At 63.7% G+C, this 21,951-nt stretch carries 19 protein-coding genes and 1 pseudogene; 10 read left to right on the top strand and 10 right to left on the bottom strand.

Going from position 1 to position 21,951, the window contains the following annotated elements; translation table 11 throughout:
• Positions 1 to 73 precede the first annotated feature (73 nt).
• The 4 genes from N5K27_RS27935 to N5K27_RS27920 are packed head-to-tail and all read right to left on the bottom strand — an operon-like array spanning position 74 to position 3,902.
• Positions 74 to 1,105, bottom strand: a complete 1,032-nt coding sequence (locus N5K27_RS27935; RefSeq protein WP_279820822.1) for an alcohol dehydrogenase catalytic domain-containing protein — start codon at positions 1,103 to 1,105, stop codon at positions 74 to 76.
• A 16-nt stretch (positions 1,106 to 1,121) separates the two neighbouring features.
• Complete coding sequence (locus N5K27_RS27930) at positions 1,122 to 2,081, bottom strand: tripartite tricarboxylate transporter substrate binding protein (protein ID WP_132979452.1); 960 nt, start codon at positions 2,079 to 2,081, stop codon at positions 1,122 to 1,124.
• A gap of 48 nt (positions 2,082 to 2,129) precedes the next feature.
• Positions 2,130 to 2,612: an aromatic-ring-hydroxylating dioxygenase subunit beta gene (locus tag N5K27_RS27925; protein WP_087836755.1), complete on the bottom strand. Its 483-nt coding sequence runs from the start codon at positions 2,610 to 2,612 to the stop codon at positions 2,130 to 2,132.
• 21 nt (positions 2,613 to 2,633) lie between these two features.
• On the bottom strand, positions 2,634 to 3,902 hold the full coding sequence (locus N5K27_RS27920; RefSeq protein WP_165963108.1) for a Rieske 2Fe-2S domain-containing protein: 1,269 nt from the start codon (positions 3,900 to 3,902) through the stop codon (positions 2,634 to 2,636).
• A gap of 150 nt (positions 3,903 to 4,052) precedes the next feature.
• Here N5K27_RS27920 and N5K27_RS27915 point away from each other — a divergent pair, with 150 nt between their 5' ends.
• Both N5K27_RS27915 and N5K27_RS27910 read left to right on the top strand, forming a co-directional pair.
• Positions 4,053 to 4,997, top strand: coding sequence for a 3-carboxyethylcatechol 2,3-dioxygenase (locus N5K27_RS27915; RefSeq protein WP_254914536.1), 945 nt, complete (start codon positions 4,053 to 4,055; stop codon positions 4,995 to 4,997).
• 26 nt (positions 4,998 to 5,023) lie between these two features.
• Positions 5,024 to 5,893, top strand: coding sequence for an alpha/beta fold hydrolase (locus N5K27_RS27910; RefSeq protein ID WP_279820818.1), 870 nt, complete (start codon positions 5,024 to 5,026; stop codon positions 5,891 to 5,893).
• A gap of 33 nt (positions 5,894 to 5,926) precedes the next feature.
• Here the strand turns inward: N5K27_RS27910 and N5K27_RS27905 are convergent, their stop codons facing one another.
• Entirely contained in the window at positions 5,927 to 6,175 is a 249-nt protein-coding gene (locus N5K27_RS27905; protein WP_087836752.1) for a hypothetical protein, read from the bottom strand.
• Between the two features lie 159 nt (positions 6,176 to 6,334).
• Between N5K27_RS27905 and N5K27_RS27900 the strand changes: the two genes are divergently transcribed.
• Positions 6,335 to 7,003: a hypothetical protein gene (locus N5K27_RS27900; RefSeq protein ID WP_165963109.1), complete on the top strand. Its 669-nt coding sequence runs from the start codon at positions 6,335 to 6,337 to the stop codon at positions 7,001 to 7,003.
• A 4-nt stretch (positions 7,004 to 7,007) separates the two neighbouring features.
• Here the strand turns inward: N5K27_RS27900 and N5K27_RS27895 are convergent, their stop codons facing one another.
• Positions 7,008 to 7,493, bottom strand: coding sequence for an Lrp/AsnC family transcriptional regulator (locus N5K27_RS27895; RefSeq protein WP_087836751.1), 486 nt, complete (start codon positions 7,491 to 7,493; stop codon positions 7,008 to 7,010).
• Entirely contained in the window at positions 7,490 to 8,710 is a 1,221-nt protein-coding gene (locus N5K27_RS27890) for a GGDEF domain-containing protein (RefSeq protein WP_279820815.1), read from the bottom strand. Before N5K27_RS27890 ends, N5K27_RS27895 begins: the two co-directional genes overlap by 4 nt.
• A gap of 222 nt (positions 8,711 to 8,932) precedes the next feature.
• Between N5K27_RS27890 and N5K27_RS27885 the strand changes: the two genes are divergently transcribed.
• From N5K27_RS27885 to N5K27_RS27875, 3 genes and pseudogenes are all read left to right on the top strand, one after another.
• Positions 8,933 to 9,883: an acetaldehyde dehydrogenase (acetylating) gene (locus tag N5K27_RS27885; protein WP_087836749.1), complete on the top strand. Its 951-nt coding sequence runs from the start codon at positions 8,933 to 8,935 to the stop codon at positions 9,881 to 9,883.
• A 10-nt stretch (positions 9,884 to 9,893) separates the two neighbouring features.
• The gene (gene dmpG, locus N5K27_RS27880; RefSeq protein ID WP_087836748.1) at positions 9,894 to 10,901 is read left to right on the top strand and encodes a 4-hydroxy-2-oxovalerate aldolase; all 1,008 of its coding nucleotides are present in this window, start codon (positions 9,894 to 9,896) and stop codon (positions 10,899 to 10,901) included.
• A 183-nt stretch (positions 10,902 to 11,084) separates the two neighbouring features.
• Positions 11,085 to 11,261 (top strand): annotated as a pseudogene (locus N5K27_RS27875) (HipA domain-containing protein); the annotation flags it as partial.
• Positions 11,262 to 11,300: 39 nt separating this feature from the next.
• On the opposite strand, the gene N5K27_RS27870 reads toward N5K27_RS27875, so the two are convergent.
• A complete protein-coding gene (locus N5K27_RS27870; protein ID WP_279820811.1) occupies positions 11,301 to 12,629 on the bottom strand; it encodes an amidohydrolase family protein in 1,329 nt (442 codons plus the stop codon).
• Between the two features lie 199 nt (positions 12,630 to 12,828).
• Here N5K27_RS27870 and N5K27_RS27865 point away from each other — a divergent pair, with 199 nt between their 5' ends.
• Together N5K27_RS27865 and N5K27_RS27860 are read left to right on the top strand one after the other, a co-directional pair.
• On the top strand, positions 12,829 to 13,095 hold the full coding sequence (locus N5K27_RS27865; RefSeq protein WP_087836745.1) for a hypothetical protein: 267 nt from the start codon (positions 12,829 to 12,831) through the stop codon (positions 13,093 to 13,095).
• Positions 13,096 to 13,216: 121 nt separating this feature from the next.
• On the top strand, positions 13,217 to 14,869 hold the full coding sequence (locus tag N5K27_RS27860) for a sigma-54-dependent Fis family transcriptional regulator (protein WP_279820809.1): 1,653 nt from the start codon (positions 13,217 to 13,219) through the stop codon (positions 14,867 to 14,869).
• A 526-nt stretch (positions 14,870 to 15,395) separates the two neighbouring features.
• Here N5K27_RS27860 and N5K27_RS27855 read toward each other — a convergent pair.
• Both N5K27_RS27855 and N5K27_RS27850 read right to left on the bottom strand, forming a co-directional pair.
• Positions 15,396 to 18,854 (bottom strand): ATP-binding protein, encoded by a 3,459-nt coding sequence (locus N5K27_RS27855; RefSeq protein ID WP_279820807.1) that lies wholly within the window; start codon positions 18,852 to 18,854, stop codon positions 15,396 to 15,398.
• A 236-nt stretch (positions 18,855 to 19,090) separates the two neighbouring features.
• Positions 19,091 to 19,990 carry a LysR substrate-binding domain-containing protein gene (locus N5K27_RS27850; protein ID WP_279820806.1) on the bottom strand — a complete coding sequence of 300 codons (900 nt, stop codon included), beginning with the start codon at positions 19,988 to 19,990 and terminating at the stop codon, positions 19,091 to 19,093.
• 130 nt (positions 19,991 to 20,120) lie between these two features.
• Between N5K27_RS27850 and argH the strand changes: the two genes are divergently transcribed.
• Positions 20,121 to 21,632 (top strand): argininosuccinate lyase, encoded by a 1,512-nt coding sequence (gene argH, locus N5K27_RS27845; RefSeq protein WP_279820804.1) that lies wholly within the window; start codon positions 20,121 to 20,123, stop codon positions 21,630 to 21,632.
• Between the two features lie 46 nt (positions 21,633 to 21,678).
• The coding region (locus N5K27_RS27840) for a tripartite tricarboxylate transporter substrate-binding protein (RefSeq protein ID WP_279820802.1) at positions 21,679 to 21,951 on the top strand (273 nt) is incomplete at its 3' end.

Genomic DNA, 21,951 nt, shown 5'->3' with positions numbered 1-21,951 from the left:
CGATCTTACGATAGATGGCGTCCGGTCCCGGGCCGACCGGCGTGACCCCGCGGTCAAGGGCAAGCGCCTGCTTTCAGCACAGGATGAGCGGCTTGACCGCCTGGCCCGCCAGGATCAGCTCGAAGGCGCGAGGTGCCTCGGCCAGGGGAATTCGATGGCTGATGACGGGGTCCAGGTCTATCCGGTTTCCGTAGACGAGCGGCGCGGCGGCCTCCCACGTTTCCCACAGCCTGCGGCCGTGGATGTTGCGGATGGTGGGGCGACTCTTGCGCCATGCGCCGAAATCGAACTCCATCGACCTGCCAGGGGTCGCGCACCAGCGCACTTCGCCCAGCATGCCCACCATGGCGAAGCAATTGTGCACACCATCGGGGTGACCCGTGTACTCGATCACGACGTCCGCCCCTTCTCCCCGGGTCATGTCTCGTACGGCCGTGGCCGCGGACTCGGCGGCTGGATTGATGGCACGGTCCGCGCCCATGCGCAGCGCGGCCTCTCGCCGCTTTGGATTCGGATCGACCGCAATCACCGTGTGTGCGCCGAAGTAGCGTGCGACCGCGACGTTCATCAGGCCGATGGGGCCGCAGCCGTTTACCGCCACTGCGCGGCCAGAAACTCCGCCACCCTCCAGCGTGGCATGGACGGCGATGCCCAGAGGTTCCAACAGCGCGGCCTTTTCGCGGGATACGTCTGGCGGGTTGACCCATGCAATCGCGGCCGGCACCGTGACGTACTCGGCGAAGGTGCCATCGATGTCGATGCCGGGATAGCGCGTGTGGGGGCAGACATGGGCGCGGCCGGTGCGGCAGGCGCGGCAGGTCCAGCAGGGAATGTGGCTTTCCAGGCTGACCAGGTCACCCACCTTGACGTGGACGACACCGGCGCCGGTCTCGACCACCGTTCCGCACATCTCGTGGCCAAGGACGGTGGGAAATTTCAGCCGCTGGGCGAATGCGCCGGCGCCACCATAGAGCTGCATGTCCGTGCCGCAGACGCCCGCTGCGTGCACCTTGACCAGCATCTCGCCTGCATCCGGCGCGCGTACGTCCCGGTCCAGCACTGCCAGCCCGTTCAGGCCTGGCTGTATCTTATTCAAAGACAGCATTGCTCGCTCCTGCCGTTCATTCCGCCTGCAGGCCGGTGCGCCGGGCAGTCTCTATCCAGCGGGTCGATTCGAACTGGATCAGTTTGCCGAACTCGTCGGGGGTGGACGAGGTGGCGACGAGGCCGAGCGAGTACAGCTTCTTCCGGACGTCGTCCTTCTTCAGGATGTCCGCGGTGTCGGCGGCAATCTGCTTCCTGACGGCGTCGGGCGTGCCGTTGGGTACCATGAAACCGAACCAGAAGTCGACGTAGAAGCCTCGACCTCCGCTTTCGTCCGCCGAGGGCACGCCCGGGGCGATGGGCGAGCGCTCGCGTGCCAGGATGGCCAGCGGACGGACCCGGCCGGCCTCGATGAATGGGCGTGCGGCGCTCAGCGTCGCAAGCATGACCTGGACATCGCCTGCCATCAAGGCGTTGAGCGACATCGCCTCGCCGCGATAGTTGACGTTTTGCGCCTTGAAGTTCATGGACTCCGAGAACTGTTCGAAGGCCAGCATGGAGCCGCTGCCGAAGGCACCGTGGTTGACTTTGTCGGGGTGGGCCCGGGCATACTCGGCCAGTTCCTTCATGTTGTTCACCGGCAGCATCTTGTTGACCGCGAGTACGTAGTCTCCGCGGGCCACCAGCGTGACCGGCGTGAGGTCCTTCACGGGATCGAAGCCCGGGTTCTTGAGGAACAGGTTGATGGTGCCGACCGATACCGAGGCCAGCAGGATGGTATAGCCGTCGGCGGCTGCACGAGCCGCATGGCCGGCACCGATGCTGCCGTAGGCGCCCGGCTTGTTCTCGACCACCACGGGCTTTTTCCACTTCTGGCTCAGTTGTTCGGCCAGGGTGCGCGTGGCGCTGTCGGATGAACCTCCGGGTGCGAACGGCACCACGATGGTCACCGGTTTGTCGGGGTAGCCGGCGGCGTGAGCCGACAGTCCGGCCATGGGCAGCAGTGCAGCGGCCAGGTGGGGAACGAAGTTTTTCATGATGTCTCCTGATATGGGAGCCCGAGGGCACTCCGCGCGGCCAGGCCGCTAGATGATGAACGACAGGCCCACGATCGGCTGTCTGCGATGCAGCAGCACGATCTTCTTGTGCTGGATCTTCCAGCCGTCCGCGGTCCGGCTGCACGTCATCGTGCAATGGGCGGGAAAGAGCCGGGTTTCTCCGAGGCCGTTCTGGCGCCAGTCGCCAGAACGCACTTCAGTCAGCAGCAGGGCGAATGTCGCGGAGGCCAGGTCGCCGTTCTCGGCCACGTCCACGTTGGTGATCATGCGCAAGGTATTGGATGCCGGCGACTGCGCCACGCGGGATTGGCGCATGATCTGCTCGACGCGCATGGCCAGGCGCAGGCGGTCGTCGTAGATGACCGATGAATCCTTCAACGGGTCGGCGTGTTCGTCGATCGGCACCCAATAGGTGGCGTCGTCGGCGTACAGCGCGAGCCAGTCGTCGAGCCGGCCCTCGTCCAGCAGACGCGCTTCTTGATGTATGAGTCGATGGATGGGATGGGACATGGATGCTCCGGGCGGGATTGTTCAGCGGGCTGATGCCATCTTCGAGCGCCAGGCACGCCAGAACGCGCGCTGAGGCGTTTCGTCGCTATAGACGCCGACGTGCTCGCCGCACGGCAGGATCTCCTCCTTGTCCAGCCCGCGGCTGAGTGTGATCCAGTCGAAGCAGTTGGCCTTCAGCGCGTTCTGGTTACCCGCGAACACATCGATATCGTCGGCCGACAGGATGCCCGCCGTACCCACCCTGGTCTGGGCGTCCAGCATGCGATTGGCATTGAGCTGCTCATGCGCGTCCTCGATCATCACCGGATAGGAATAGACCTCGGTTCGATCGTGCGCGATGGGCTGGACCACGCGAATGTTGAAATCGAAGATCACCAGGTTGGGGAAGATCAGGAATTGACGGTTGGTCAGGATCTCGGCGGTCTCATCCTCGCCGTACAAGGTCTTCAACTGGTCGTTGTAGGCCTGCCGCACGCGCGGATCGATCCCGCCCGACTCCAGCGGTGCCCCCGCCTCCAGCGTGCCGTGCCCTTCGGGATAGCCTCGCGTGTGGCCTTGCTGGCGCACCGAAGCCTTGAGTTCCCGGTTCTCGAACGATCCGTCGAATTTGCGTACCGTATTGAACGCCGACTTGTGGACGAAGCCCGGATGGTAGCCGTCGTGGACGTTCTCGGCTTGGAATTTCCAGTTGCCGTTGAAGCCGTACTTGTGCGAAGTGGCCAGGCGGTAGCGGCTGCCTGCGGCGCGCTTGAGCCAGATGTCGATGTGCCGCCGGGCACCGCCCAGGAATGTCTCCAGGTCTTCCACGCCAGGATTGAAGGAGCCGAAGATCAGGCCTCCGTAGGATGCGATGCGGGGAACGGGCCTGAGGTTCTTGTCGGATTTGTCGAAGCCAGTCGGATAGCGCGCTTCGTCCGGAATACCGAGCAGTTCGCCCGACGGACGGAAAGACCAGCCGTGATACGGGCAGACGAAAGACCGGGTATTGCCCTTTTCCTCGCGGCACAGCGTGGCGCCGCGGTGCGCACAGGCATTCAGGAACGCGTGCACGCCACCTTCGCGGCCGCGCGCGACGACGACCGGCCGTGTCCCGATCTGGGTCGACTTGAAATCGCCGGGCTCGGCGATTTCGCTTTCATGGCAAAGGTAGATCCAGGTCCGGTAGAAAATCTTCTCCATTTCTTGCTCGAAGATCTCCGGACCGCGGTACGCCGCGGTGGCGACGCGGAACTCGTTGGGCTGTTCGTCCACCATGCTGGCGAACGGACGGGATTCCAGCCGGACATTCATATTTCTACTCCTACTTCTGGACCGGCGCATCCTATGGGTGGCTGTTGCGGACATCAACGATCACGTGCACGAAGGTGCACAATGTGCACCCCTATGGGCGCTTCGAGTCCTTAAAGTCCAGGCTTTGCGGATAAAGCATGAGGTGATCGAGTGACTGCGACGCGAGCTTTCCTTGGGATGTCGCACACCCCGTTGTTCGGATTGAACCCGCTGGCCAGCGATGTCCAGAGGACGCTGGATGCGGCCATCGCCCAGGCCCGCGAACTGGTGCGCGCCTTCGATCCTCAGCTGGTGGTGCTGGCCGGGCCCGATCACTACAACGGCTTCTTCAATGAATTAATGCCGCCGTTCTGCCTGGGCAGCGCTGCGCGCTCGGTGGGCGACTATCTGACGCCGGCCGGCGCACTGAATGTCGACGAATCCACCGTGTTGGCACTGGCGGATCACTTGATGGATGCGGGTTTCGACATCGCGCTGTCTCGTCGCATGCAGGTTGACCACGGTTTCGTGCAGGCGTTGCAGTTCCTGTGGGGCGACCTGGATACACCGCCGGTCGTCCCCTTGTTCCTGAACGCTGTCGCCCAGCCGGGCATTCCACGTCTGCGCCGTTGCTTGCAGCTGGGCCAGGAGCTTGGCCGCTTCCTGGACGCGCTGCCGCGTCGAACCTTGCTGATCGGATCGGGCGGCCTTTCGCACGAGCCGCCGGTTCCGACCCTGGCGCATCCCGATCCCGCGGTGCGCGAACGCATCATCGTCCGGCAGGAGCCCACGTCCGCTGAGCGTGACGCCAAGACCGCGCGCGTGATGGCTGCTGGTATGGCCCTGGCAGGCGGCGCGCCGGACATGAAACCGCTCAACCCGGAGTGGGATGCTCGCTGGATGGACGCACTGGCCGGGGGAGACCTGCAAGCCCTGGCGGCCTGGAATGAAGATGCCATCGCCTGCGAGGCAGGCTTGTCCGCCCATGAATCCAAGACCTGGCTGGTCGCCCGCGCGGCCCTGCCATCCCGGCCGCTGCCCTGTGGGCTGAGGCACTACCAGGCCATCCCGGAACTCATCGCCGGCTACGGCATCCTGTTCATGCAGGACAAATGACCCATCGACCCGAGGAGATCGACATCATGTCCACGCCAACCCCCGTCTTCAGCGAGGCCTCCACCAGCAGGTTCGTCCGCATCGATACTGGCGACCAGAAGCTGCAACTGCACTACAACGACGTCGGCAGCGGCGGCGAGACCGTGGTCATGCTGCATGGGGCGGGGCCGGGCGCCAGCGGCTGGGCCAACTTCAACCGCAATATCGAGCCGCTGGTTGAGGCCGGCTACCGGGTCATCCTGCTGGACTTCCCCGGCTGGAGCAAGAGCGACCCCGTCGTCAGCACCGGCTCGCGCTCGGACCTCAATGCCCAGGCGCTCAAGGGCATGATGGACGCCATTGGCCTGGACAAGGCGCACATCATTGGCAACTCCATGGGAGCGCACAGCGCGGTAGCCTTCGCGTTGAGCAATCCCGCGCGCACCGGCAAGCTGGTACTGATGGGCGGTGGTACCGGCGGTCCCAGCCAATTCGTGCCCATGCCCACCGAGGGACTCAAGTTGATCGGCGCTCTGTATCGCGATCCGACCATCGAGAATCTCAAGCGCATGATGAACGTGTTCGTCTATGATCCCGGCAGCCTGACGGAAGAATTGTTCCAGGCGCGCCTGGACAACATGCTGGCCCGTCGCGAGCATTTGCGGAATTTCGTGAAGAGTTCGGAAGTGAATCCCAAGCAGTACCCGGACCTGGGCCATCGCCTGGGAGAGATCAAGGCCCGGACCCTGGTCATCTGGGGGCGCGATGATCGCTTCGTACCCATGGACGTCGGGCTGCGGCTGCTGTGGGGGCTGCCCGATGCCGAACTGCACGTGTTCAGCCGCTGCGGGCACTGGGCGCAGTGGGAGCACGCTGAAAAGTTCAATAGGATGGTGCGGGAGTTCCTGGACGACTGAGCAGGAAGGGGCGGCGCGGGGCCGCCTCTTTCGTCATTGCAAGCTGACGTTCGCCGATTGCACCGTCGCCTGCCACCGCCGCCCCTCGGTGTTCATGAAGGCCGCCATGTCCTCGGGCGTGTCGGGGCTGGGCGCCACGCCCAGTTCCTGCATGCGCCGCTTGGTGGCCGCTTCGCCCAGGACCGCGTTGATCTGCTCGTTCAAGGTGGCGATCAACCGCATCTGCGACCCCGACCAGCTGGCGAAAGAAGCCGGGACCCTGGCGCGCAGGATCGTGGACAACGCCCCGCTGTCGTCCTGCGGATGAACGCCACGGCCTCGAAAAGCCAGGGCCAGCCCCAGCGGGCGCTCCCGGCCCGGAGCCTCCGGTGGTAACCCGTAACATACGCATTCCCCCGGTTTGTGCGAGCATGATGCCCGGAATACACATGGAGGCCCCGGGTGGATGCGCTGAGCCCTTCTCTCTGGATCGCCGTGGCGGCGGTCATTCTTGCCGTTCCCGGACTCGGCATGGCCTTCGGGTCGCGCGGGCTGCGGCCATTGCGGCGCCTGCTTGGCCTGGCGCTGGTTGCCCTGAGCCTGGTCTCGGGGTTGCTGGCCTTCACGGTCCATCGCTACCTGCAATTGTTCGAAGACCGGCAGGTGGCCACCATCGAGCTCAAGCAGGAAGGCCCGCAGCGCTACCGCGTCACTGTCGCGCTGCCGCCCGGGCCGGCCGGCGCGCCCCAGGGCGAGCGGCAGTTCGTGCTGTCGGGCGACGCGTGGCAGATCGATGCGCGCGTGCTGCGCTGGCGGCTGCCGGCGGCGCTGGCCGGGGTGCCTTCGCTGTACCGCCTGGACCGCATCGGCGGGCGCTATGACGACATCGAGCGCGAACGCAGCGTCCTGCGCACCGTGTACGCGTTGGACGACGACCGGCGCCTGCCAGACCTGTGGGTGCTGAAACGCGAATTCTCGCGCTGGCTGCCCTACGTCGATGCCGAGTACGGCAGCGCCACCTTCATGCCCATGTTCGACGGCGCGCGCTACGAAGTGTTGTTCAACGACCGCGGCGGCCTGCTGGCCAAGCCGGCGGACGAGGCCACGGCGGCACGACTGCGCGGAGGCTGAAGTTTCACGCAGGCAGCGGCAGCTTGCTCGAGAACTTCACTTCCCTTAGCGACAGGCTGGTGCGCACCGTGGCCACGTTGGGCAGCGTGCGCAGCACCTTGTCGATGAAGTCGCGCACCGAGTCCAGGTCCTCGGCCACCACCATCATCACGAAGTCGGCCTCGCCGGTGACGCGGTGGCAGGTCAGCACCTGGTCGTTCGCCGCCACCAGTTGCTCCAGCGCCTCGAAGGCTTGCGCCGTGTGCGGCGAAAAATTCAGGCTGATGAAGGCCAGTTCGCCCAGCCCCAGCTTGCGCCGGTCCAGCATGGCCTGGTAGCCCTGGATATAGCCTTCGGATTCCAGCTTGCGCAGCCGGTGCCAGCAGGGGGTCTCGCTCAGCGCCACGCGCTGGGCCAGCTTGGCGTTGGACAGGCGGCCGTCTTCCTGCAGGTGGCGCATCAGCTGCAGGTCGGTCTGGTCCAGGGATTCGGTTGGAGCATTCTTTTTCATTGATTCATCGTAGAAAAAGAATCTTCTCCTGTAAAGGCAGCCAACGGGGGCATTGCCTGCGTGACGACCGCCTCGGCGGGTTGGGTGGCGTCCTTGCCGATGCGGTTGCGGCCCTGCCGCTTGGCCAGCGCCAGCAGCCGGTCGACGTGGGCGTAGGATGCTTCGAAAGGCACGTCCCCCTCGAAGCTGCCTATGCCGAAGCTGGCCGTGCAGCGCAGCCCGGGCACGATGGAAGAGAAATCGTGCTGTGCCAGGGCCGCCTGCAACCGCACCGCGGCCTGCTCGGTTTCCTCCAGCGTCGCCCCCGGCAGGACCAGCATGAACTCCTCGCCGCCTATGCGGCCCAGGGCGTCCATTTTGCGCACGTGCTGCGCCAGGACGCCCGCCATGGCCTGCAGCACCGCGTCGCCCACGGGGTGGCCGTAGTGGTCGTTGATCTGCTTGAAGTGATCCGCGTCCAGGATGACGAGGCCGTAGCGCTCCGCCGTGCCGCGGCTCCTGGCCAGGAAATCGAGCAGGCTGTTCCGGTTGCGCAGGCCGGTCAGCGCATCGCGTTCGGACACCAGGCTGAAATGGGCGATGGTGCGGAATGCCGTCAACAGCACCAGCAGCACCGCCGCGCCGACGCTGAAAAGATAGAAGCTGAGCTGGGTCAGCACCCAGTACATGCCGCCGTCGTAGCCATAGTCCAGGGTCTTGGCGTTCATGGTCAGCAGGACGCGGGGCAGCAGGCTCAGGATGCCCAGCAGCAGGAAGCCGAACAGCAGCCGCTCCAGCGCCGTCCCCCGCGCAAGATGCCGGATTCGCCACAGCGCGAGCAGGAACAGCAGGGTCACCGCCGTGTACAGCGCGCCGATGCGCAGGCCGGACCAGGCCGGATCGCGGATGCTCCACAGGCGCACGGCCAGCATGGCCGCCAGGATCAGCGCCGACGGCCAGGATGGCAGGCGCTGGCGTTCCAGTTGCGCGATGCCGCCGGCGAACAGGAAGGCCCCGGCGCCGTACAGCACGCCCGTCGCGGCGATGTTGACGGTCAGGTTGGCGGGCCAGAGCGTGATCTGCAGGATCAGCGCCGTCGCATAGCTGGCGAAGGCGCCGATGAAATACAGCAGGTGCGCGGGACGCCCCATGAATCGCCACGCGCCGCCCAGCAGCGCGGCGATCAGCAGCGCCACGAGAGGGTGGGAAAGCGCGAGGAGCGTATCGGTATGGGACATGGGAGGGTCTGTCCCCGCCAGTGTAGCCCCTGATGGGGTTTCCGGGGCCTTTTCGGGTGCCCGTGCGCCCGTCTAGGGATTTCTTCCTTGAAAGGACTTCTGGAAGGAAGAATCTTCTTTCAAGAGCGGTGGAATGCCCAAAAAAAGCAAGGCTATTTCCGTCCGGCTGGAAGATACTATCGGTCGAATCCGTATCAGCATCACCACACTCAGGAGCGGCTCATGGGGCGGCAAGACGACAACAAATCCAAAGTGGCGATCATCGGCTCGGGCAACATCGGCACCGACCTGATGATCAAGATCATGCGCTATGGCAAGCACCTGCAAATGGGCGCCATGGTCGGCATCGACCCGAAATCCGACGGCCTGGCGCGCGCCGAGCGCCTGGGCGTGCCCACCACGGCGGGCGGCATCGACGGCCTCCTGTCCATGCCCAATTTCAACGAGATCCGCATCGCCTTCGACGCGACCTCGGCCGGTGCCCACAAGCGCCACAATGAACTGCTGCAGGCCAAGGGCGTGCAGGTCATCGACCTGACGCCCGCCGCCATCGGTCCCTACGTGATCCCCGCGATCAACATCGACGAGCACCTCGACTCGCCCAACATCAACATGGTCACCTGCGGCGGCCAGGCCACCATTCCGATGGTCAAGGCCGTCTCGCGCGTGGCCAAGGTGCACTACGGCGAGATCATCGCGTCCATCGCCAGCAAGTCGGCCGGCCCCGGCACGCGCGCCAACATCGACGAGTTCACCGAGACCACCTCCAAGGCCATCGAAGTGATCGGCGGCGCCGCCCGCGGCAAGGCCATCATCATCCTGAACCCGGCCGAGCCGCCGCTCATCATGCGCGACACCGTGTTCACGCTGTCGGAAATGGCCGACACCAAGGCCATCGAGGAAAGCATCGCCGAGATGGTCGCCAAGGTGCAGAGCTACGTGCCCGGCTACCGCCTGAAGCAGCGCGTGCAGTTCGACGAGATCCCCGCCAGCGCGCCGCTGAACGTTCCCGGCCTGGGCAAGCTGTCCGGCCTGAAGACCTCGGTGTTCCTGGAAGTCGAAGGCGCCGCGCACTACCTGCCCGCCTACGCCGGCAACCTGGACATCATGACTTCGGCCGCCCTGGCGTGCGCCGAGCGCTTCGCGCAGACCCACCTGGTCGAAGCCGCCTGAGGACATCACCATGAGCAACAAGAAACTCTACATCTCCGACGTCACGCTGCGCGACGGCAGCCACGCGATCCGCCACCAGTACAGCATCAAGAACGTCCGCGACATCGCCAAGGCGCTGGACGAAGCCAAGGTCGACAGCCTGGAAGTCGCCCACGGCGACGGCCTGTCGGGCTCCAGCTTCAACTACGGCTTCGGCGCGCATACCGACCTCGAATGGATCGAGGCCGTGGCCGACACCCTGAAGCACGCCAAGGTCGCCACCCTGCTGATCCCCGGCGTGGGCACCGTGCACGACCTGCGCAACGCCTATGACGCCGGCGCCCGCGTGGTGCGCGTGGCCACCCACTGCACCGAGGCCGACGTCTCCAAGCAGCACATCGAATACGCCCGCAACCTGGGCATGGACGCCGTCGGCTTCCTGATGATGAGCCACATGAACACGCCCCAGAAGCTGGCCGAGCAGGCCAAGCTGATGGAAAGCTACGGCGCCTCGTGCGTCTACGTCGTCGACTCGGGCGGCGCCCTGAACATGAACGACGTGCGCGACCGCTTCCGCGCGTTCAAGGACGTGCTCAAACCCGAAACGCAAACCGGCATCCATGCCCACCACAACCTGAGCCTGGGCGTGGCCAACTCCATCGTCGCCGTGGAAGAAGGCTGCGACCGCATCGACGCCAGCCTGGCCGGCATGGGCGCGGGCGCCGGCAACGCGCCGCTGGAAGTGTTCATCGCCGCCGCCGAGCGCATGGGCTGGAACCACGGCTGCGACCTGTACAAGCTCATGGACGCCGCCGACGACATCGTCCGTCCGCTGCAGGACCGCCCCGTCCGCGTCGACCGCGAGACCCTGGCCCTGGGCTACGCCGGCGTGTACTCCAGCTTCCTGCGCCACGCCGAAGCCGCCGCCGCCAAGTACGACCTGAAGACCGTGGACATCCTGGTCGAGCTGGGCCGCCGGAAAATGGTGGGCGGCCAGGAAGACATGATCGTCGACGTGGCGCTGGACCTGAAGAAGTAATCGGCAGGCCGTTGCGACGGCCGCCGCGGTGTTTGAGTAGTAGTTAGCACGTGGCGCCGAAGGGCGCTTTGGTAGCCCGGGATGGTTTTCCATTCCGGGCTTTTTTACGTAGTATCGGCACTATCGATATTTCAGGATTATCGGTGTTGTCGATTTTTTGGCCTGGCCAACTCCGACCGCCGCGACACGGATTTGCGCACACTGTTGCAGGCCCAATTGCTGTTCTGGCTGCTGGCGGCCACGGACGGGCATGCCAAGAATTTCTCCATTCATCTGTTGCCTCAGGCGCATTACCAACTGACGCCGCTCTACGATGTGCTATCGGCATGGCCCGTGATCGGCAAGGGTGCCAATCGGCTCGATTACAAGTTAGCTGCCAGCAAACCGGGTGCGAGAACCCTACTGCCGCGCGATCGCCGCGGCGGCATCGGCCTTCATCTTGTCCAGCGCCGAACTGGAAAGATACCGGCCCTTCAGCACCACGGCGCGGATCCTGTCCAGGTTCGCCACATCCGCTAACGGATTGGCGTCCAGCACAACCAGGTCGGCGTCCTTGCCTTCCTCCACCGAGCCCAGGCTGGACTGGCGCCCCAGGAACTCCGCCGGATCCCGCGTCGCCATCTGCAGGACTTCCAGCGGCGAGAAACCCGCCGCCGCCAGCTCGCGGAACTCCTGGTGCAGGCTGATACCCGGCACCAGCCAGATGCTCATGTTGCCGCTGAAGTCCGAACCCGCCATGATCTTGACGCCGTTCTGCTTCATGAGCTTGGAAACCCGCTTCTGCAATTCGTAGAACTGCCGCAGCGTGGTGACCGCGCTAGCGGGCAGCTTGTCGAACTGATCGCCCACCTGCTGCCAGATCGCCCGCGTGGATTTGTCGACATAGACCAGGTTGGGGTCATCGCGATACTGCGGATCGTTGCCGTAGACCTGCGTGCGCAGCCGGATCAGCGTCAGCGTCTGCCAGGTGCCGTTCTTCGCGAATACCTTGCTCAGCTCGACGCACCTGGCTTCATCGTAGGTGTCCAGGATGCGCTGGTAATACGGTGCGTTCTGGGCGCCGTCGTAGGCGCGTGGATTGGTGACGAAGGTAGGCGGGAAGGGCGGCTTCAGCGACCCGGCCAGGGCCGCCGCGCGCAGCGTCTGTTCCTCGCTCGAGCAATCCATCAACAGGCCCCAGCCCGCGCCCAGGTGATCGAAGGACGGCGCGCCCGCGTTGCTCGCGTCACGCGCGCTGATGGCGGGATTCAGGTGCGCCTCGCCGCCGTGGAAAATGACCTCCGGCGCCAGCACCCGCCCCGCGGCGCTGTCCTGGTTCAGGACCTTGCCGCGCTCCACGTTGGCCGGCGAATCCGACTCCTCGCGGAACCCCGTGATGCCGCTGGCAATCATCAACGGCCAATAGGGCGGATCGCGGTCGGCGCTTTCCACGGCATGCGCGTGCATGTCCAGGTAGCCGGGCACGACGTACTTGCCCGAGACGTCGATGGCCTGCGCCCCGCCCGTGGCGCGCAGCGGCTGCGAGGTGATGCGCCGGATCTTCCCGCCCTCCACGTGGACGTTCATGCCGGCTGCCAGCGAGCCGTCGCGCGTGTTCACCACGGTCGCGTTCTGCAGGACCGTTCCGCCGGCCACGTCGATGCCGCCGTCGCCCCCGCCGCCACAGGCGGCAAGGATGGGCAGCAGGGCCGAAAGGGCGCCAAGAATGGCATGCTTGCGTCGTGTCATTGCCTGTCTCCGTTTGGTGTCGTTATCCGCGTCGGATCTTAGGAGGCCCTGGCACGGCCGAGGAGATGGCGGCTTTGCCGCGACGATACCCGCGAGGTATCGGTGGCGGGCGCACGCCTGTTGCACCCCGTTGCGGCTTGTTCCAGGATAGTTGGGAATACTGGAGGCGAACCCATCCAACCAACGACAGGAGCACGACATGGCCTCGGATCGCAACGTGGAAAAAGCCAAGGATGTCCTGGAAGACGGCGCCGAAGCCGTCGACAAGGCCGCGCACGCCACCGCCGACACGGTGACCCGCGCCGCCCACCGCGCCAAGGACGCCGCCTCGGACGCCCTGGAGCAGGGCAGCGACGCGCTGGAGGAAGCGCTGCTGTGCGCCAAGGACGTCATCCGCCAGCACCCCATCACGTCGGTGGCGGTGGTGGCGGCGGTGGCGTATCTGTGGGGGCGGATCCGGGGATGACATAGATCAAGGGGCTTTGCGGTCAACCCTCGTATCCTGCTCGTGAATGCCGGATGCGCGCCCCCGCGCGGGGTGCGAGAATACGGCATAACACCACGGCATAGCCCGGCAGGAGACGATTTTGCAGAGCCCCCTGTCCTCCCTCAAATTCAACACCGCGTCCGGCCATATCTGGCTGGACGAAGAGCGCATGCTGCTCTTGCACGCCCGCGCCCTGGGCGCCCTGCGCAAGGAACTGTTCGACTCCCTGGGCGTGGAGCGCACCCGGGGCCTCCTGGTCCGCATGGGCTACGCCTCCGGTATGCGCGACGGCGCCTACGCCGTCAAGCGCCGCCGCGCCGGCATGCGGACCAACGAAGCCTTCCTGCTTGGCCCCAAGCTGCACGCCGTCGAAGGCGTCGTCCAGGTCGAACCCATAGAACTCAGCATCGACCTCGCCAGGAACCACTTCTACGGCGAATTCCTGTGGCGCAACTCCTGGGAATGCGAAGCCGACGTCCAGGAATACGGCCACGGCGAAGACCCGGCGTGCTGGACCCAGATCGGCTATGCGTCCGGCTACTCCAGCGCCTTCATGGGCTCGCCCATCGTCTACAAGGAAATCGAGTGCCGCGCCCAGGGAGATACCCACTGCCGCATCGTCGGCCAGCCCGCCGATGCGTGGCAGGACGAAGCCTACCTCAACTACTTCGCGCCCCATCCCTTCGCCGGCCAGTTGATCGAATACTCCATCGGCCTCGAACACCTGCGTTCCTCGTCTACCCGCAAGCCGGCCAACCAACCCCTGGCCGGTGCGTCCGCCGCCTTCCAGGCGGCATTCGAACTGCTGCGCAGCGCGGCCGGCAGCCCCATCACCGTCCTGCTGCAAGGCGAGACCGGCGTCGGCAAGGAAGTCTTCGCCCGCTGGCTGCATGACAACGGCGAACGGGCCAAGGGGCCCTTCATCGCCGTCAACTGCGGCGCGATTCCCGCCGACCTGATCGAGGCCGAACTGTTCGGCGTGGAAAAGGGCGCCTACACCGGCGCGCATCTGGCCCGGTCCGGCCGCTTCGAGCGCGCGAATGGCGGCACCCTGTTCCTGGACGAAATCGGCGACCTGCCCCTGGCTATCCAGGTCAAGCTGCTGCGCGCGCTGCAAAGCGGCGAGATCGAGCGCCTGGGCAGCGAGAAAACGCAGCGCGTCGACGTCCGCATCGTCGCGGCCACGAACGTGGATTTGCAGAAAGCCATGCAGGAGGGGCGCTTCCGGCCGGATTTGTACTACCGGCTGAATACCTTTCCCATCACTATTCCGCCGCTGCGCGACCGGCGGGCGGATATTCCGGTGCTGGCCAGCCGCTTCCTGCAGAAGTACGGCGGGCTATATGGCAAGAAGCCGGGCGGGCTGACGGATCGGGCGATGCAGGAGTTGCTGAATCACCATTGGCCGGGGAATGTGCGCGAACTGGAAAACGTGATCGAGCGCGCGGTGTTGTTGAGTCCGGATGGGGAGCCGATCGAGGCGACACATTTGTTCGGGCAGAGGTTGCCGGGTGGGGATTGCGCGGGGCGCGTGGCGGATGGTGGGGAGGTGGTGGAAGGGGAAGGTGGGGAGATCGATCTGGTTTGTGGGGATTTGATCGAAAGGAATGTGCCGCTGGGGACGTTGGAGCAGGGGATGATGCGGGTGGCGATGCAGCGGGCGGGGGGGAATTTGAGTAAGGCGGCTCGATTGTTGGGGATTACTAGGGCGCAGTTGGCTTATCGGTTGAGGAGGGAGGGGATTTTGGTTTAGGGGAGCCAGCCAAGCCCCCCTGATATATAGGATAGAAGTTAAATGCAATCACTGCGCGGTGAGCTAGAAGAGCCGGACTAAGGACCACTTTCGGCCAGAAGCAGACATTCGCAGACGCCCGAAATCAGGCTGCGCTATCCACCTGATTCAACCTCTTAAGCACAGTCGGGGTCGCTGCGCACCCCCGTTGCATCCCCCGGCCCGTGGTGCGGATCGGGCATTGAGCCCTCCCGCGCCATCCGACCGTATCGCCGGTCGATCACTCGCGGGCGTCTGGCCGCTGCACCGCCAGTCAATGAGTGTTCCTGCTCCCCGACACCCCCATGACCAACGCTGCACGGTTTGGATGAGCGCCATCTTCTCGAAGATGGATCACGACCAGGGGCGTCCGCCGCCCCATGGACCCGCGCCATGCTCCCGCGCATGGAGGCGGCCGGAGGAGATGTCGGTTCTCGCCCGAACCCCATCGAGCAAAGGGCGATTCCTGCTCTCCCTCTGAACACCCATCGGCCACCTCTGGCTGTCCTTAAGCTCCCTTGAGATAAGCGTCCAGCGCCTGGAAGACTCCCGCCGCTTTCCATAGCGAGCGATTGCCGATGACGTAGAGGGCTTCCTTCGCGCGGGTTGTTGCTACGTTCAGAAGATTGGGCCGACCGCCAGCCCAGCCGCGCGCACCCCTTTGCTGTGCATCGGGCGCGCCAAGAATGAAGAATACGGCTTCGGCTTCCCGGCCCTGCACGGTATGCACCGTTCCCACGCGATCCCGCATCCACTGATACGGGTTTTCAACCCAGCCCTCGAGTACGCCGCTCGATCGCAGACGTTCGCGGGTACGGTCCTGCACGACAACGAACGGCGTCACGATATAAAAGTCCGGCGTGCATCCTCGTTCTCGGAGCTGCTGCACGAGCCCGAGTAGCGCGTCACCTTCTTGCGGGCACCACTTTTCCTGCCCACGCCCTTCGATATCGATCCACCGTGAAGGGCCAAGAACATCACGTATCGCCGAATTCCTGGAGACTTTTGCCTGCACCATGAGGTTTTCATAGGCGATCGAATTGGAAATGCTGAACATCGGCTCCGCGCAGCGTCGATGCACGAGCAAGGGCACCCCGACCTCCCGCGTCCCGAACGTTGTTTCGAAAGTGCCGTAATATTCTGTCGCGCTGTCAGAAAGCGTCTGGACAGACGCGCCCGGCGCATTGAACGTCAAGGGATCGACGCTGAATTGGTTGCACATGGCTTCCGTGAGTTTGTCGGGAAGAACCACTACCGGCTCAATCTGAATGGGATCGCCGACAACAACCGCCCTGCGCGTCCGCATCAGGGCGCCGACCGCCGCTTGCGGCAAGGCCTGCCCGGCTTCATCTACGAGAAGCCAGCCGAACGCGTCGAGCGGAATCCTGCCGAACATGCGCGAGACGGAGGCGAATGTCGTCGAGACGACCGGCACCAGCAAGAACAGCGTGGACCAAAGGTCCGGTATCAAGGCATCCTTTTCAGGGCTGCCGAGAGAGCGGGTGCCGAAACTGTCGAGCAGTACATTGAGATTGTGCCGGATTGGTTTGGCCGCTGCGTCGATGAACGCCTTGTGCAGTGCCATCGCCGCTTCAAATACATCGTTACGTAGCCGCGCCGTTTGCTCGTCAAGCCATGGCGCGCTGATCTGCTTTTCGCGGTGGCGCTGCGCAAAAAACTCATCGGAAAGGAATGCACCCGGATACTGACGGGCAATTGCATCGTATTGTGTCCGATCACGATTCAGCGCTTCCATCCCGGCAGCGAGTGAAGCCCGTAGGTGTTGCAAATTGCTTCTTTCCGAAGCAAGGCCCGACAGTGTCTCCTGCGCCCGCGCCGCAAGCTGCCGAAGTGAGCCTTGCTCGAGACCCAAACGCGACGAAATCTGCTTGTGGGAGGATTGCCACGAACGATATGCCGTCGTGCCGAGTAGCCTGCTAAAGAAGCCGGGGCGAAGACGTATCAATGCGTCCCGCTCGCCCAGCAAGGCATCGACGGTCTTCTGCTGCCGATCCCGCAGGCCAACCGCGTTGTCCGCTGCGGTTTCGAGTTCGGCCAAGATACGTGCTCGCGATGCGATTTCGGCCTCAAGACCGGAAACCGAAGCCTCTTTGGCCCTTATCGCGCGGAGAAGGTCGTGGGCTTTTTGCAAATCCGCCAGCGCCGCCTTCGCGGACCTCACCGCTTTCTGAAGATTCTGCCGTGACCTCTTCCAGCGCCGTAGAGCCTCATCTTGATCCTCCGGCGCATCTTCCTTCACGACGATCTGCGGCGGCCTTTGGCGGGTGCCCTCGCTTGTCTCTTCGACCAAAAGCTGCGGCTGGCCGGCCGCCTGCATCAGGTATCGACGAAAGCCGGCATCATCGTCCCACCAGAACGTCTGCCGGAAATCGCTTCTGTTTTTGCTGTTGCCGAGGACGGCCGCAACCGTGCCCCATGTGTCCCGCTGCAACAGCGCATCGGATACGGTTTTGAAGTAGCGCAAACCCGGAGCATCGGACGCGATAGCCTCGATGCCGGGCAGTTCCGCACTGACGTTCTCGACTGCTTTGTTGTTGGAGGAGGCTACGATCATCTCGTAGCCTTTGACCCGCTTGTCCAGACTATAAAGATGAACGAACGCATTACCCATTCGCATCTTCTCGCCGGAATGGATGAATGCATCTTCGGGGTCGTCAAAACCGCTCAAGACCTGGGCTCGCTCGGTCACCAGAGCTGCGATGACATCGCGCAGCAGCGTCGTCTTGCCCGTACCTGGCGGTCCGTTGACCGCCAGAATGCCGTCATCCTTCAGATCGTGAATGGCGAGGTTGACGGCGCATTGCTGAAGAAGCGCCAGCGGATGTCTGCCGTTCGCAGGCCACGAGCCGGCCGGGAATTTTCGCGGTTCCAGCGCATCCGCGAGAGCGGCGTTGTCCTTCATCAGGTTGCGGCGTTGGCGCGGCTTGAGAACCTGTAGATAGCGCTTCAGATTGGCAGTTGCGCTGCCTGCCGCCACGTGCCCTCGTGCGGTAGCCAGATCATCCAGGAAGAATGAATTGAGCAGGATCGCCTCAGGCGGGTCTTGCAGCTTGAAGTATTGATACGATCGAACGGCAAAGGCCGGCGGCTTTGCGAATTCGGCTGGGATTTCCAGTTTTTGAAGCAGCCATTCGTAGGCAAGCTGGATGCGGCGCTGATCGAGCGGCAGCGGATTACCGTCCTTGTCCTCGGCCGTGATCTGTTTGGTAAGTTCTTCGATCAGTGCCTTTTCGACCTGAGACCACTGCCCAAGGTCACGCAATCGGCCCGACAGGGCAACAGGCACGCCCCAGCCGAAGCTTGAGATGGAAACGGCTTCATTCTCGACCGGCAGGCCGTTTTTATCGAGCATGATCGTAGCGAGAACGGCCTCGCCACGGGTTTGGGGACGCTCATCTCGCGTGTCGGTATAGACCTTCAGCAGCGCGTTGACGGCGGCCTCCATATCGATGCTGCCGAGAATAAGCTGATAATAGAGCCGCTGGTTGGGGCGGCTTCGCTCGCCACCGTTTTCCCAAGGCAGCGCACCACGGTTGAATTGCGCGATACGATACTTGTCTCCACCTGCCAAATCTTCCGGCCGTCGGTAAGAAGGGGGGGAAAGCACTTCCATGGCCGTCCAGGCCGTCAGAATGTCGTCCGGCCAATTGGTGAATGGGCCGCTTGGGCGATCCACGCGTTCGAAAGGGCGGGAGCTTACAGGCGCGGCACTTGTCGATGCTGCCGGTTTGGGATCGCTGACCGGTGGCGACGTTGTTGGTGTATCTCTCTGCTGTAGATTTTTGACTGCCTCGGCCGCTCGCCGCTTTAGGTCGCGCGCACGCGGAACGCTTCTCTGGGAAAGCTCGGCGATCAAAGTATTGAGGAACTCGGTGTCGCCCTTTTGTTTGTCAAACATCTGTTCGAGTTCGGCAATCCCTTTTTGTATGAGCGGTCTTCTGGCCATATCCTAAATCGTGCAATTTTGTATTGGTTCGCAATCTGCCATCAAAAGATGCATATATTCAATGAAATAGCAGTACGTCCGATAGCAGGGGGATTACCCTACCTCATGAGCATCGTCGGCCTCGATGCCGGCAATGGGTCGTGAGCTGTCAGTGAAAGAAAAAGATCGTCAGAGGTACTGTTTTTTCGGGCTATCCCGTCGCGTTATACAAATTGGGGACGAAGCCAAGCGTCTTTTCAAACATTGACTAGAGCATTGTTGAACCCACTAAAAACCTCTTTCACACAATCCCCCATCCGCTTGGCCAATGCTCCAACCGGAAAATTCTCCGACTTCACCTCATAACTATAAAGCTCTACCTTCTCCGAAAACCCCACCTCACAAGCCCCCGAAATCCGCAACGCCCTCGCCACCACCGGATTAACAATCGACACCCCCAACCCCTTCGCTACCATAGTGCATATCGTCGTCGCATAAGGCGTCTCAATCGATAGCACCCGCTTATCCGGAACAAAGTGCCGATCAATCGCCGCCCGATTGAAACTCCCCGCCGGCAGCGAAATGAAGTTCTCCCCATCGAAGTCAGAAGGCTTTAGCACCTTCTTCCTGGCAAGCCTGTGCTTCCTCGGCACGATCCCCACGCCATAAGCCGTGTTGATCCGCTCATACTGCAAACTGGGAAGATCGGTGTGTATCGAGCAAAACCCGATATCGCAATATCCCGTCGCCACCCACTTCGCCACGACATCCGACCCACCCGTATTGACCACCACCGGGATGTCCGAGACCTTCTCCCGAAAGATCCGCATCGCATCCGGCATCACGCATTGCGTGATCATCCCCACCGCTCCGACGCGCAGTAACCCCTTGCCTCGCAGCCGGATCGAGTTGGCGCTGTCGTTCAACGACTCCAGTCCGATAAACGCGCGCTCCACTTCCGCATAGAAAGCCTCTGCCTCCGGCGTGGGAATCAGGCGCGTCCCCAGGCGCTGGAACAGCGCGAACCTCAGTGTCTTCTCCAGCAACGCAATCCATCGGCTGACGTTCGGTTGCGAGGTATGCAGCAGCCCCGCCGCGGTGGTCATCGACCGCGTCATCATCACCGCGCGAAAGGCTTCGACCTGCTTGAAGTTCATGAGCTGATTCCATTCCGATGCATGCGCATCGATCATGTCATTTTTGTATTTGAAGCCGTCAATCTGTGATTTGACGTATGGGTTGGCCGAGACGGAGACTGCATTCCTGCATTCATTACCGGCCCCCAACATGGAATCCAAAGTCAGTGCCCGCCTGAAGCAACCCCTTGCGCAGGAGGTGATTGAGTTCATTTTCCTGCCGCGTCTGAACAGGGAGTTCTTCGCCAATTTCGAGTTGCTGCACCAGATCAATCTTGCCCATCTGCTGATGCTGGACGAGCAGAGAATCCTGGACAAAAGCACGTCCATCCAGCTCGCCAAGGCGCTGCTGAAAATGCAGGCCGACGGCCCCGACGTCGTGGAGCTCGACCCGGCGCGGGAAGAGGCCTATTTCAACTACGAGGCCCATCTGATCAAGCTGGTGGGCCAGGACGTGGGCGGCCGGCTGCATACGGCGCGCAGCCGCAACGACATGGGCGCGACCATCGATCGCATCCGGGCGCGGGACTTCGGAATGCGCATCGGCACGGCGTTGATCGGCCTGGCGCAAGCCGCGCTGGATCGGGCCGAGCAATATGCCGATTGCGTGATGCCCGGCTACACGCACATGCAGGCCGCGCAGCCGATCACTTACGGCTACTACTTGTCGGCGCTGGTGGATGCGTGGTCGCGCGACATCGATCGCGTGCTGCACACGCTGGATACGGCGGATGCGTCGCCCCTGGGATCCTGCGCACTGGCCGGTACGTCCTTCCCCATCGACCGCACGCTGACCAGCTCCATGCTGGGCTTTAGTCAGCCGCTGGCCAATGCGCTGGACGGCGTGGCCTCGCGGGATTTTGCGCTGGAGCTAAGCGCGGCGCTATCGATCATGATGATCACGTGCAGCCGTCTGGTGCAGGACTTCTACATCTGGTCCACGCCGGAGTTCGGTTTCCTGTCCTTCCCGGACAGCATCGCCAGCACGTCCAGCATCATGCCTCAGAAGAAGAACCCGGCGGTGCTGGAGAACCTGCGGGGCAAGGCGGGCCACCTGATCGGCCTGACGACGGCGGCCTTCTCCACCGTGAAGTCCACGCACTTCACCCACTCGGGCGACAGCAGCCGCGAAAGCACCCGGACCTGCTGGGAGGCCTGCGAGGAAGCGCTGAAGGCCTTGACCTTGATGAAGCTGCTGGTGGAGCGGGTCGAGCCCAACCGCGAGCGCATGGCTGCGCGCGCGGCGGAGGACTTCTCCACGGTGACCGACCTGGCCGACCTGCTGGTCCGCAAGGCCGACACCTCGTTCCGCGACGCGCATCACATCATCGGCGCCGTCGTGCGGCAGGCGCTGGACCAGGGTTTGTCGGCCAGGCAGATCACGCCCGCGATGATCGCGACGGCGGCCAGCGAACAACTGGGGCGGCGGATCGAGCTGCGTGAAGACGACCTGGCCAGTTGCCTGGACCCACATCGCAACGTGGCCGCCCGCCAGTCGCTGGGCGGCCCGGCGCCGCAACGCGTGCTCGAGCACCTGGGCGAGCAGCGCGCCCGCCTGGACAAGCAAAGAACCGTCATCGACCGGACGGCCCGGCGCATCCAAGACGCCCGGGAGTCGTTGCAGGAACGCATCCGCGCGCTGGTCGCCGCCGAGGCGAAGTAGGCACGGATCCCTCATTCACCTAATAATCATGTGCAGGAGACCAACCATGTTCAAGCCCATCGCCATGTTTGCGATAGCCCTGGGCGTCTGCCCCGGGGCCCAGGCCCAGACTTATCCCAACAAGCCCGTCACGCTGGTCGTGCCCTTCGCGCCCGGCGGCACGGTCAACCTGATGGGCCGCATCCTGGCCACCCGCATGTCGGAAGTGCTGGGCCAGCCTGTTGTCGTCGAGAACAAGGGTGGCGCGGGCGGCAGCATCGGCGCGGCCATCGTCGCCAAGGCGGCGCCCGATGGCTATACGCTGCTGTTGGCCACCATG

The sequence above is a fragment of the Pigmentiphaga sp. GD03639 genome, assembly GCF_029845405.1.
GTDB lineage: Bacteria > Pseudomonadota > Gammaproteobacteria > Burkholderiales > Burkholderiaceae_B > Pigmentiphaga > Pigmentiphaga daeguensis.
The sequence above is the reverse complement of the archived record's forward strand: the minus strand, read 5'-3'. Positions and strand labels throughout refer to the sequence as shown.